General features: G+C 75.1%; 9 protein-coding genes. 5 read left to right on the forward strand and 4 right to left on the reverse strand.

Annotated features, from left to right (window positions below):
- Positions 1–9 precede the first annotated feature (9 nt).
- Both H505_RS0107840 and H505_RS0107845 read right to left on the reverse strand, forming a co-directional pair.
- Complete coding sequence (locus tag H505_RS0107840; RefSeq protein WP_026401546.1) at positions 10–867, reverse strand: phytanoyl-CoA dioxygenase family protein; 858 nt, start codon at positions 865–867, stop codon at positions 10–12.
- Positions 868–901: 34 nt separating this feature from the next.
- A complete protein-coding gene (locus H505_RS0107845) occupies positions 902–1,876 on the reverse strand; it encodes a Gfo/Idh/MocA family protein (protein WP_026401547.1) in 975 nt (324 codons plus the stop codon).
- 85 nt (positions 1,877–1,961) lie between these two features.
- On the opposite strand from H505_RS0107845, the gene H505_RS40445 reads away from it, so the two are divergent.
- Positions 1,962–3,386 (forward strand): NDP-hexose 2,3-dehydratase family protein, encoded by a 1,425-nt coding sequence (locus H505_RS40445; RefSeq protein ID WP_051300403.1) that lies wholly within the window; start codon positions 1,962–1,964, stop codon positions 3,384–3,386.
- A gap of 9 nt (positions 3,387–3,395) precedes the next feature.
- Positions 3,396–4,169 carry an NAD-dependent epimerase/dehydratase family protein gene (locus H505_RS0107855; RefSeq protein WP_026401548.1) on the forward strand — a complete coding sequence of 258 codons (774 nt, stop codon included), beginning with the start codon at positions 3,396–3,398 and terminating at the stop codon, positions 4,167–4,169.
- A 72-nt stretch (positions 4,170–4,241) separates the two neighbouring features.
- On the opposite strand, the gene H505_RS0107860 is transcribed toward H505_RS0107855, so the two are convergent.
- A complete protein-coding gene (locus H505_RS0107860) occupies positions 4,242–5,462 on the reverse strand; it encodes a nucleotide disphospho-sugar-binding domain-containing protein (RefSeq protein ID WP_026401549.1) in 1,221 nt (406 codons plus the stop codon).
- Between the two features lie 177 nt (positions 5,463–5,639).
- Here H505_RS0107860 and H505_RS40450 point away from each other — a divergent pair, with 177 nt between their 5' ends.
- Together H505_RS40450 and H505_RS40455 are read left to right on the forward strand one after the other, a co-directional pair.
- Positions 5,640–7,466 carry an AfsR/SARP family transcriptional regulator gene (locus tag H505_RS40450; protein WP_084549966.1) on the forward strand — a complete coding sequence of 609 codons (1,827 nt, stop codon included), beginning with the start codon at positions 5,640–5,642 and terminating at the stop codon, positions 7,464–7,466.
- 652 nt (positions 7,467–8,118) lie between these two features.
- Positions 8,119–10,002: an AfsR/SARP family transcriptional regulator gene (locus H505_RS40455; RefSeq protein ID WP_158642245.1), complete on the forward strand. Its 1,884-nt coding sequence runs from the start codon at positions 8,119–8,121 to the stop codon at positions 10,000–10,002.
- Between the two features lie 165 nt (positions 10,003–10,167).
- Here the strand turns inward: H505_RS40455 and H505_RS52300 are convergent, their stop codons facing one another.
- Positions 10,168–11,442: a cytochrome P450 gene (locus H505_RS52300; RefSeq protein WP_211238419.1), complete on the reverse strand. Its 1,275-nt coding sequence runs from the start codon at positions 11,440–11,442 to the stop codon at positions 10,168–10,170.
- Positions 11,443–11,647: 205 nt separating this feature from the next.
- Here H505_RS52300 and rfbB point away from each other — a divergent pair, with 205 nt between their 5' ends.
- Positions 11,648–12,670: a dTDP-glucose 4,6-dehydratase gene (gene rfbB, locus H505_RS40460; RefSeq protein WP_051300407.1), complete on the forward strand. Its 1,023-nt coding sequence runs from the start codon at positions 11,648–11,650 to the stop codon at positions 12,668–12,670.
- Positions 12,671–12,698: the final 28 nt, after the last annotated feature.

The following is a 12,698-nucleotide window of genomic DNA, read 5'->3' on the forward strand; positions in this document are numbered from 1 at the left end:
CCCCGCGGATCAGAGGCGGCCGGCCGCCAGCGCGTCGAGGGGGTCGCGCAGCTCGTGGGCGCCGAGGAAGCCGCCGCCGGACGCCAGCGCGTCGTGCGCGCCGTAGCCGAGCAGCTCCTGGGCGCGGCGCGGCAGGCCGCGGGCCAGGTCCGGCGGGACGCTCAGGTAGTGGTTCTCCTCGGTGCGCAGCCACCCGGCGACGTAGCTCATGTGCATGCCGCGCCGCCACCGGTCCGCGGTGGTGTTGCCGCCGCCCGCGTGGACGGTCGAGCCGTAGTAGACGACCGCCGAGCCGGGCGCCATCTCGGCGGCGACCAGCTCGTCCTCGGACGGTTCGCGGCCCTCCGGCCACCGGTGGCTGCCGGGCGCGACGACCGTGGCGCCGTTCGCCGCGGTGAACTCGCTCAGCGCGATCACGGTCGACAGCTCGATCTCCGGGTGCGGGGAGGGCAGATGGGACCACACGATCTCGTCGCGGTGCGTCCACTGCCGTTCGGCGCCCGGCCCCCGGTCGAGGACGTGGGCGACGTTCAGCAGGTAGCTCGCGCACGCCGGGAGCAGCACGTGGTCGGCGATGGCGAGCAGCACCGGATGGACGAGCACCTCGGAGGCGAACACGCGCGACCGTCCCGCCACCCCGGTGACGTGCCGGGTGCGCTCCCCGAAGAACGCCGCGACGCTCTCGTTGATGAACGCCGCGTCGTGCCCGGGGGCGGCGGCCTCGAGCACCGGGTCCAGTTCGGCGTTGAACCGGGCGAGCAGGTCCGGGTCCAGCAGGTCCTCGACGATGACGACGCCGTCCCGTTCCAGGGCGGCGATGACCGTCCCGGCGGGCGCGGCCGCCGGGACCCTCTCTACCTTCGACATGCCCGCCAGCGTGCGCCCGGCGGCTCAAGGACGGCTATCGTTCCGCTCGCGTCCCGCCCGCCCGCGTCCGGACGTCCTCCAGCAGCCGCGCCTGCCGCTCGATCGCCGCGCCGTGCGGGGCGTGCTCCCCGGTGCGGACGGCCGCCGCGAACGCGCTCACCATGCCCCGGAACTGGTCGTCGGCGTCCAGCACCCGCTCCTCGCGGAGGTCCCGGCGCTCCAGCCGCAGCACGGGCCGGACGGTCGGCGGCGGCGTGAACGCCCAGTCGAGCGCGATCCGCCCCGCCGACCCCCACACGGCGTAGGCGCAGCGGTAGTGGTGGTCGAAACCGAACGTGCAGTGCGCGGTGACGCCCGCGCCGTCGCGCAGGAGCGCGGCCCCGTCGACGTCGATGCCGCGGTCGTCGCGGCGCAGCGCCGCGCCCGCGACCTCGGCGTCCGGCCCGAGGAACAGCTGCGCGGCCCGCACCGGGTAGGTGCCGGTCTCCAGCAGGCACCCGCCGCCGAGCGCCGGGTCGTACCGGACGGCGTCCGGCGGGCCCGGCGGGATGCCGAACTCGGCGGTCACCGACCGGACCTCGCCGATCGCGCCGTCGGCGATGAGGCGGCGGACCGCGTCGTGCTGCGCGTGGTGCAGGAACGCGAAGTTCTCCATCAGCAGCAGCCCGCGCCCGCGGGCCAGCGCCACGAGGTCGCGGGCGGTGCCGGCGTCGCCGGTCAGCGACTTCTCCACCAGCACGTGCTTGCCCGCGCGCAGCGCCGCCGCCGTCCACTCCGCGTGCATCGACAGCGGCAGCGGCACGTACACCGCGTCGACGTCGCCGCGGTCGAGCAGCGCCGCGTACCCGGCGACGCCCGCGGCCCCGAACCGCGTGGCGAACCGCTCCGCCCGCGCGCCGTCGCGGCTCGCGACCGCGGTGACGCGGTGCCCCGCCGCCGCGATCGCCGGGATCGTCTTGCGCGCGGCGATGTCCGCGCAGCCCAGCACACCGAACCGGATCTCGTCCATGAGGCTCCTTTCCGCCGTCAGCGTCGCCGGGGAGGCTCGATTCCGGGTCGAGCGGTCTTCGAGAGCCGTTCCGGACGATGACGGCATGCCCAAGCTGACGGTAGGTCCATCCCAAGGAGTGCGGTCCGCCGCCGAGTTCACGGCCTGGTTCGACGAGCGTCGAGGGGCCGGCTCGTTCGAGGTGACGCCCATCCCGTTCCAGGAGACGCGCGGCTGGGGCTTCGACCCCGACACCGGGAACCTGCGGCACGACAGCGGCCGGTTCTTCTCGGTGGAGGGCGTCTCGGTCCGCTCCGAACTCGGCCCGGTCACCGCCTGGTCGCAGCCGATCATGGTGCAGCCCGAACTCGGCATCGTCGGGATCGCGCTGCGCCGCACGGCCCGCGGCTGGGAGGCGCTGATGCAGGCGAAGATGGAGCCGGGCAACGTCAACACGCTCCAGCTCTCGCCGACCGTGCAGGCGACGCGCAGCAACTACACGCGGGTGCACGCGGGGAACAGCGTGAAGTACCTGGAGTACTTCACCGGGCAGGCGCCGTCGCGCATGCTCATCGACGTCCTGCAGTCCGAGCAGGGCTCCTGGTTCTTCCGCAAGCGGAACCGCAACATGATCGTCGAGGTGGAGGGCGACGTCCCGGCCGACGAGGACTTCCGCTGGGTGCCGCTCGACGTCCTGTACGAGCTGCTGCACGAGCCGAACGTCCTCAACATGGACAGCCGGTCGGTCATGGCGCACCTTCCGCTCGTCCTGCCCGACCGCGCGTCCGGCGGGATCGAGGGGGACGGCTTCCGCGCGGCCCTCGCGCGGTCGTTCGCGCCCGACGCCCGCCCCCTGCACCCGGTCGGCGACCTGCTGGACTGGCTGACGTCGGCGAAGGCCCGGCACACCGTCACGGTCGAGCGCGTCCCGCTGCGGCGGGTGGAGCGCTGGCACCGCACGGACACGACGATCAGTCACGACGAGGGACGGTACTTCGACGTCATCGCCGTCAACGTGGAGGCGAGCACCCGGGAGGTCCGGGGGTGGACGCAGCCGCTGCTGCGGCCCACCGGCCACGGCATCGTGGCGTTCCTCGCCCGGCCCATCGACGGGGTGCTGCACGTGCTCGTGCACGCCTGGGTCGAGCCGGGCTACGTGGACCTGCTGGAGCTGTCGCCGACCGTCCACTTCAACCCGGGCAACTACAAGGACCTGCCGCCCGAGATCCGCCCGCCGTTCCTGGACTACGTCCAGTCGGCGGACCCCGGCCGGGTCCGCTACGACGTCCTGCTGTCGGAGGAGGGCGGGCGGTTCCACCACGCCCAGAACCGCTACCTCGTCATCGAGGTCGGCGACGAGATCGACGAGATCATCGGCGAGCTGGACGACTACCGCTGGATGACCCTGCACCAGCTCACCGGGCTGCTCCGGCACAGCCACTACCTGAACATGCAGGCCCGCAGCCTCATCGCGTGCCTGCGGTCGATGGCGCCGGGGCCGGTGCCCGCCGGTCCGGCGCCCGCGGGCTGAGGAGCGGCCGTGGAGATCGTGGGGCGCGGCTTCATCGCGCGCAACCTGCGGCCCATCTCCGGGTCGCACGACGACGTGGTGGCGTTCGCCGCCGGGGTGCCGACGACGAGCACGACGCTGGACGACCAGTTCCGCCGCGAGGCGGTGCTGCTCTACGACGTCGTGCGCCGGTGCAAGGCGGACGGGCGGCGGCTGGTGTTCTTCTCCACCTGCTCCGCCGCGATGTACGGGGTGCCGGACTGCCTGCGCCGCGAGGACGCCCCGGTGTTCCCGCTGTCGGCCTACGGGCGGCACAACCTGGCGATGGAGGGCGTCCTCGCCGCCGCGGGCATCGACTACCTCGTCATCCGGCTGACGCATCTGGTCGGCCCGTTCCAGCGCCCGCACCAGCTGTTCCCGCACCTGGTGCGGGGCGCGCTGGGCGGGTCGCTGACCCTGCACCGGGGCGCCCGCCGCGACCTGCTCGACGTCGTGGACATGGTGGCGATCCTCGACACGCTGCTGTTCCGGGGGGTCGGCCGGCGGGTCGTCAACATCGCCTCCGGGGTGCCGGTGCCGATCGAGGACATCGTCGCCCACATCGAGCGGCGGCTCGGCCGCACCGCCGACAAGCACTGGGTCGACCCGCCGGACGGGAACATCGAGGAGCCGGTGGACCTCACCCGGCTGACGTCCCTCGTGCCCGGGGTCGCCTGGATGGGGTTCGGCCCCGACTACTACCGCTCGGTCATCGACCGCTACATCGGCGCCTACACGCGCGACGCGCTGCTCCGCGCGTCCTGACGCCGGGGCCCGACACGCCGCCGCCGCCCGCCCGGGACCGGGCGGGCGGCGGCGGCGTGTCGGCGCGGCACCTCACCCCACGGGCACCGGTCCGGCGGCGGCTCCGGCGGGGACGCCCGCCGCGAGGCGCTCCAGGTCCGGGACGACGGCGGCCGGCGCGGGCTGCGCGCGCACCTCGGCGCGCAGCGCGGCCGTCCGCTCGCCGAACCGCGGCTCCGACAGCAGCCGCACCAGGTCCGCGCGCAGCGCCGCCGCGTCCGTCCCGGTGGCCTCCCGGACGATCCCCGCCCCCGCGGCCGCGATCTTGTGGCCGTGCAGCCGGTGGTCGGGCAGGTGCCCGACGACGAGCTGCCGGACGCCCGCGTCCAGCGCGGTCAGCGTGGTGCCGCCGCCGCCCTGGTGGACGATCGCCGAGCAGTGCCGCAGCAGCATGTGCAGCGGGACGGACTCGGCGACCCGCACCCCGTCCGGCAGGTCCCCGTACAGGGGGCGCTGCTCGGGCGTCGTCGCGACCAGCACCTCGACGTCCAGCTCGGCGGCGGCGGCCACCGCGGCGGACCCGTGGAAGTAGCCCTCGGCCGCGTACTGCCCGCCGGTCGTCCCCCACGTGACGCAGATCCGGGGGCGGCGCGGCGGCGCGAGCGTCCAGTCCGGCTCGGCACCCGGCCCGTTGTAGGGGACGTAGCGCACGGTGCGGCGCGGGATCGGCGCGGGGATCTGCAGCGACGGCGGGAACGGGTCGAGGGTGAGGTCGCCGAGGTCGTCGAAGCCGGGCAGCCCGAGCCGGCCGAGCAGCGGGCCGAACTCGGGGACGTCGCCGAGCAGCCCGGGGTCGCGGTGGCGGTCGCCGTAGGCGAGGTCGACGCCCCACAGGTGCCGCGCGGCCGGGACGTCCAGGGCGGCGGCGGCCAGCGCGCCCGCGTAGGCCATCGGGTCGAAGACCACCAGGTCGGGGCGCCAGGCGCGGCCGAAGCCGAGCAGGTCGTCCACCATGGCGTCGGCGACGCGCGCCCACGTCCCGATGGCGCGCAGGACGCGCTCCCGGTGCGGGGCCGTCCACCGCCGCTCGTCCGCGGCGCCGCCGTCGCCGGACGCGGCGCTGCGCCGGGCCGCGGCCATCACGTCCACGTCCCGGCCGACGGCGACGGCGGGCAGCCCGGAGCGGACGGTCGCCGCGACGTGCCCGGGCCGCGACGCCACCCGGACCTCGTGCCCGGCGGCGCGCAGCGCCCAGCCGAGCGGGACCATGTGCAGGTAGTGGGTCGGCCATGTCCATGTCATCAGCACGCGCATGGCCGGACCGTCGCGCGGGACGCTCGAAGACGCCTGGAGTTCCCGGCGAGCCGCAGGTCACGGGGCCGCCCGCCGGCGGGCGCGCCGCTCCCTTCGAGGCGGTTTCGAGGGGAATTCGAGCAGTCGATGTGACTGTGCGGGCATCCGGTACGGGGGGCGCGTGAGAGCAGCCGTGCGATGAGCGATGGACGAACGACATACGGGGTGCTCGGCCCGCTGAGCGTCCGGCGCGACGGTGGGAACGTCACGCCGACGACGCCGAAGCTGCAGGCCCTGCTGACCCTGCTCCTGCTGCACCACAACCGCGTCGTGCAGATCCCGGAGCTGATCGAGGAGCTGTGGGGGGACGGCCCGCCGCACAGCGCGGCGTCCACGGTCCAGACGTACGTGTACAAGCTGCGGCGGATCCTCGGGGGCGACAACGTCCTGCTGACCAGGTCGCGCGGCTACCAGCTGCGGATCGCCCCGGACGACCTCGACCTGTGCCGGTTCGAGCGGCTGAGCGAGCAGGGCCGGCGGATGCTGGCGCGGGGCGACGCGGCGGGCGCGCGGACGACGCTGGCCGAGGCCCTGTCGTGGTGGCGGGGCCCGGCGCTGGCGGGCGCGGCGCCCGGCGGGTCGCTGGCGGCGCACGCCATGCGGCTCGAGGAGCGGCGGCTGACGACGCTGGAGTGGCGCATCGAGGCGGAGCTGGGGCTCGGCCGGCACCGCGAGGTCATCACCGAGCTGCGGCGGCTCAGCGCCGACCATCCGACCCACGAGGGCCTGACGCACAAGCTCATGACGGCGCTGTCCCACTCGGGGCTGGGCCGCGAGGCCGCCGAGGTGTACCGGCGCGTCCGCCGCACCCTGGCGGGCGAGCTGGGCCTGGAGCCGTCGGAGGCGCTCCGGCGGCTGTACCTCGCCCTCGACGACGACGGCGCGGACGGCCGGGACGGCTCCGGCGGCCGCGGCGCGGGGGGCGGCCGCCCGCCGGGGGCCGGGAGCGCGCCGCGGAGCGCGCCGCCGGGCGGGCTGCGGCCGCCGCCGGTGCCGGACCCGTTCGTGGGGCGGCGCGGCGACCGCGGCACCGCCGTGGGGATGCTGCTGGAGCACGGCGAGGCGGCGGTCGCGACCCCGATCGTGGCGCTCGCGGGGATGCCGGGCATCGGCAAGACGGCGCTGGCGGCCGAGATCACCCGCCGGGTCGCGCGCCGCTTCCGGGGCGGCACGCTGTTCGTGCCGCTGGGCGGCAGCGGCCCCGACCCGATGCCGGTGGACGCCGCGCTGGAGCGGATGCTGTGCGCGCTGGGCGTCCCGTCCCGGCAGCTTCCGGCGGAGACGGCGGAGCGCTCGGCGCTGCTGCGGACCGTGCTGGAGCGCCGCCGCACGCTGCTGGTGCTCGACGACGTGGCGTCCGCGGCGGACGCGCGGCTGCTGCTGCCCGGCTGCCCGCTGAGCGCGGTGCTGGTGACCGGCCGCGTCCCGCTGTACGGGCTGGCGGGCGCGCGCGTCCTGCGGCTGGACGGGCTGTCCCGCGACGACCTCGTCCGGTTGCTGGCCGCGGCCGGGCGGCGCGGCCAGGGGGAGCGGCGCGGGATGGAGCGGCTCGCGCGGCTGTGCGCGGGCAGCCCGCTCACGGCGCACGCCATCGCCGGGAGGCTGCGCGAGGACCCGTCCCTGCCCGCCGGCGCGCTCGCCGACCGGCTGCTGGGCGCGCGGCGCCCGCTGGACGAGCTGGGCGCGGGCGGGGAGCGGCTGCGGGCGCTGTGCGCCTCGATGTACGCGCGCCTGTCGGAGGACGAGCGCGCCGCCGTCCGCCGGCTCGCGGAGCTGGAGCCGGGCCCCGCCACGGTGGCGGACGCGGCGCGGGCGCTGGGGACCGACGAGCGCGCCGCCGAGGCGATCGTGGCCGTCGCGGCCGAACATTGTTTCCTCGTGATTACGGGGTACACCGGCGAGGGGCGGATGCGTTACCAATTCGCAGCCTTCGCCTACGCCTTCCTCGCCGAATACTTCGGCTGAGCCGCCGCGGGGCCCGCGAGAATCCGTAATACCGGATTTCATTCGATTACGGACACTCTGCGGCGGGGCGTGGAATCGCTCCCGAGCCGCCGCGGAACCGCTCTCGATCGAGAAACCGGCGAGGTCCCGGGCGCACCGGCGGTCCCGGCCGCCGCCCCGCGTCCCGTCTCGCGGTACGGGTTTCGGACCGACCGCATTCCGAAGATCCCTGTCATGCACTGACGGCATTCGTCGACGGCGCGAGCCGACTCGTGTGAACGGGCGTCCAGGGGCGCTCCCGTGTCGGACCGTGCCACCGGCCGGGTTTCGGTCCCCGACCGAAACCCGGGAGGGGAGACTCCGGCGCGCAAGTGTCATCTGTCACGGGTCCCTTCCGTGCACCGAAGGTTCGTCTTTCAATTGTCTTAGCTTTGCGAACGATTAGCGGCTTTGCTGGTTCCTGACCCTATAAGTCCTAGACTGTCGAAATATGTACTGATAAAGTCCGACCGGCGCTATCAGATGATCGTCACGTTGACCGGGCGTGGAGATCTCCGGCGCCAGGTCTCGATCGAGACCGCATCCGTCCGATGCCGCCCCGGCGGAGGCCGCCACCCGGCCGGCCGGCGCGGCGGATCGCCGGATGATCCCGGGTTTCACCATGGGAGGCAGCATGGAATTCAAGATCCTCGGGGGTCTTGAAGTACTCCACGACGGCCGAGACATCACCCCGACCGCACCAAAACTGCGGAGGGTGCTGTGCTTCCTGATTCTCCATCCGAACCAGATCGTGCAGACCGAAGCGCTCATCGACGAACTGTGGGGCGACTCGCCCGTGCGCAGTGCGATGACCACCATGCAGACCTACATCTACCTGCTCCGGAAGATCATCAACGAGGAACTCGAACCGGACGCGGGGGAGCGGTTCCTGCTCACCCGGCCGTCCGGTTACATGGCCGCGGTCCCCAGCGACCACATCGACCTGTTCCGGTTCGAGGCGCTCACCGAGCGCGGGCGGGCGGCGCTGCACGGCGGTGACCCCGAAACGGCGGCGGACCTGCTCAGCGAGGCGATGGGCCTGTGGCGCGGAGCCGCGCTGGCGGACGTCCGGACGGGCCGGCTGCTGCAGGCGCACGTGACCCGGCTCGAGGAGAGCCGCATCCGGACGCTGGAGATGCGGATCGAGGCGGACCTGCGCTGCGGCCGGCACCGGGAGCTGATCAGCGAACTCAAGGCGCTGACCGCCGAGCACCCCTACCACGAGGGCTTCCACCGCCCGCTGATGCTGGCGCTCTACCGCTCCGGCCGGCAGTGGGAGGCGCTCAACGCCTACCGGTCGCTGCGCGAGGTGCTGGTCGGCGACCTGGGGCTGGAACCGTCGCAGGAACTCGCCGAGCTGCAGCAGGCGGTGCTGACCGGCGACCCGTCGCTCGACCTGCCCCGCGACGCCGGCCGCGGGCCGCTCGGCCCGGCGCGGCAGCGCCCCGCCACCGCACCCGCCGGACCGCGGCCCCCCGCCCAGCTCCCGCCCGACATCGCCGACTTCACCGGGCGCGCCCGGTCGCTGGACGCCGTGCTCGGCATGCTGTCCGGCCCGCCCGCCGGCACCGGCGCGCCCGCCGCGGCCCTGACCGGGGCCGTGGGGACCGGCAAGACCGCCCTCGCCGTGCACGCCGCGCACCGGGTCCGGGACGCCTTCCCGGACGGCCAGCTGTACGTCGACCTGCGCGGCTCCGGCACCGACCCCGCCGACCCCGCGACGGTCCTGTACGGGTTCCTGCGGGCGCTGGGCGTCGCGGCCGAGGAGATCCCGCCGGACCGCGCCGGCCGCGCCGAGCTGTACCGGCGGCGGCTCGAGGGGCGCCGGACGCTGGTCCTGCTGGACGACATGGGCGACCGGCCGGGCACCGCCGACCTGCTGCCCAGCGACCCGGGCTGCGCGCTGATCGCCACCATGCGGGGCGTCCCCCCGGAACCGCTGCGCGACCGCGAGGTCGCCGTCGGCGAGCTGTCGGCCGAGTCCGCCCGCGTCCTGCTCGGCCGGGTCGTGGGACGGCAGCGGCTCGCCGACGAGACCGAGGCCGCGGACCGGATCGTGCGGTACTGCGGGCGGCTCCCGCTCGCGGTGCGCGCCGCCGGGGCGCGCCTCGCGGCGCTGCCGTTCCTGAGCCTGGCCGCCTACGCCGAGCAGCTCGCGGTCGAACGGCAGCGGCTCGCCCAGCTGCGCTCGTCCGACTTCGACCTGCGCGCCCAGCTCGAGGCCGCCTACCGGAGGCTCGGCGAGGCGGACCGGACGGCGCTGCGCTGGCTGAGCCTGCTCTCCGGCTCCGCCTTCACCCCGCGCGGGTGCGCCGCCCTGATCGGCACCGACCGGGCGCAGGCGTCCGACGTGCTGGAACGGCTCACGGCCGCGCGCTTCCTGCGGGAGACACCGATGTACGAAGGCTCCGACCCCGGCGCCGAGCACCGCGTCTACCGCTGGACGTCCGAACTCCACCGCATCATGGTGTGCGACCAGGTGGTCGAGTCGCTGTCGGAGAGCCTGCGCGCAAGCTAGGGCCGGTGATGATGGCCCGTCGGGGACACGGGCCATCATCACCGGCGGTCCAAGGGGCGGGAACGGGACGCGCCGCGCGCGGCACCGCCCGCCTCACCGGCCGTGTCACCGGCCGTGTCACCAGCCGTGTCACCAGCCGTGTCACCAGCCGTGTCACCAGCCGTGTCACCAGGCTATGGGCAGCCGTTCCGGACCGCGCACCATCCCCCCGCCGCGCCAGCGGACCTCGGCGTCCGGCACCGCGAGCCGCAGCGCCGGCAGGCGCCGCACGAGCGCGGCCAGCGCCTCCTCCAGCTCCACCCGGGCCAGGGAGGCGCCCAGGCAGTGGTGCGGCCCGTGCCCGAACGCCAGGTGCGGGTTGGGGCTGCGCGTCAGATCGAGCCGGTCGGGTTCGGCGAACACCGCCGGGTCCCGGTTCGCCGACGTCGTGGCCGGCAGCACCGCCTCGCCCGCCCGCACGGTGACCCCCGACCCCGGCGGGCCGAGCCGCACGTCCCGCGTCGCGACCCGGATCGTCCCCCCGGCCGCCGAGACCGCGACGTGGCGCAGCAGCTCCTCCACCGCCGTGCGCAGCGCGGCCCGGTCCGCCAGCCGCGGGTCGAGCATCCCGTCGCGGCGCAGCAGCGCGTGCACCGACCCCGCGACCATCCCGGCGGACGTCTCGAAGCCGGCCACGAGGATCGTCAGGCCGAGCGCGACCAGCTCGGTCTCGGTCATCCGGTCCTCGTCGCGGGCCCGCACCAGCGTGCCGAGCAGGTCGCCGGACGGCTCGGCGCGCCGCAGCGCGACCAGCTCCGCGAGGTAGCCGCGCAGCTCCTTCGCCGCCCGCTCGGTCTCCTCCGGCGGCGTCGCGGCGCCGCCCAGGTAGGCGGCGCTCAGCGCGGCGAAGCGGTCCTGGTCGGGACGGGGCACGCCGAGCAGCTCGCAGATCACCGTCATCGCCAGCGGCCGCGCGTACCCGCCGACCAGGTCGGCGGTCCGGGACCCGGCGGTGAGGCCGTCGAGCAGCTCGTCGGCGATCGCGGCGACCCGGACCCGCAGCGCCGCGACCCGGCGGTGCGTGAACGCGCCCGCCACGATCCGCCGCAGCCGCGTGTGCTCCGGCGGGTCCAGCGTCGTGATCGACCCGGACTCCAGCGGGACGCGGCGCAGCCGGGGCGCCCCCGCCGCGGCCGCGGCGGCGCGGCTGAACGCGGCCCCGGCCAGCACCTCCCGGTTCTCGGCGTACCGGGTGACGAGCCAGGCGTCCGTCCCCGACGGCAGCCGCACCCGCGCCACCGGCCCGGCCGCGCGCAGCCGGCCGAACTCGGCGGCCGGGTCGGGGCCGTCCGGGACGGGGAACGGGAACGGCGGCGGTTCGGGCGCCGCCTCGTCCCGCACGGGCTCCGGTGGCACGGCCTGTTCCGGCATGACCTGTTCCGGCATGGCCTCTTCCGGCATGGGCTCCCCCTTCGGATGTCGGCGCCCAGCGTGCTCCGCGCCGGTCGAGCCTCGGTCGAGCCCCTTCCGCGGGCCCGCCGAGGCGCCGGTCGAGGGCCCGGTCGAGGGCCGGTTCAGCGGATCTCGAACGGCTCTCGACCCCCGCCGCCGAGTCTCCTCGCATAGGGACGTCCGTCCCGTCTTCACTGCGGAGGGATTGAGAACCGTGCGGCTGCTCGTCACCGGCGGTGCCGGATTCATCGGCTCGCACTACGTCCGGAGCGCGCTGGAGGGAAGGCTGACGGGAGGTGACCCGGTCGACGTCACGGTCGTGGACAAGCTGACGTACGCGGGGAACCTCGACAGCCTGAACCTGGCCCATCCGCGGCTCCACTTCGTCCACGGCGACATCTGCGACGGCGGCCTGATGATGGACCTGCTGCCGGGCCACGACGCCGTCGTCCACTTCGCCGCCGAGTCGCACGTCGACCGGTCCATCTCGGGCGCCGCCCAGTTCGTCACCACGAACGTCGTCGGCACCCACACGCTGCTGGAGTGCTGCCTGCGCACCGGGGTGCGGCGGTTCGTGCACGTCTCGACCGACGAGGTCTACGGATCGGTCGAGCACGGGCGGTCCGACGAGCGGCACCCGCTGGAGCCGAACTCCACGTACGCGGCGTCCAAGGCGTCCAGCGACCTGCTCGTCCGGGCCTACCACCGGACGCACGGGCTGGAGACGTCCGTCACGCGCTGCTCCAACAACTACGGCCCCTACCAGTTCCCGGAGAAGGTCATCCCGCTGTTCGTCACGAACCTGCTGGACGGCGAGGACGTCCCGCTGTACGGGGACGGGCATCACGTCCGCGAGTGGATCCACGTGGACGACCACTGCCGCGGCCTCCAGCTCGTGCTGGAGCGCGGCCGTCCGGGCGCGACCTACAACATCGGCGGCGACACCGAGCTGTCGAACCTCGAGCTGACCGAGCTGCTGCTGGACGCCGTCGGCGCGGACCGGAGCCGGATCCGCCGGGTCGCCGACCGCAAGGGCCACGACCGCCGCTACGCCCTGGACGACCGGCTCGTCCGCGACGAGCTGGGCTTCCGGCCGCGCGTCGCGTTCGCCGAGGGGCTGGCCGAGACCGTCCGCTGGTACCGGGAGAACCGGGACTGGTGGGAGCCGCTGAAGAAGCGCGCCGCGCTGTCCCCGCACCGTCCGCTGCGGGAGGCCGCGGCGGCGCTGCCCGCGTGACCGGCGGGCGCACACGTTCCGACGACCT

This window comes from Actinomadura rifamycini DSM 43936, from assembly GCF_000425065.1.
GTDB lineage: Bacteria > Actinomycetota > Actinomycetes > Streptosporangiales > Streptosporangiaceae > Spirillospora > Spirillospora rifamycini.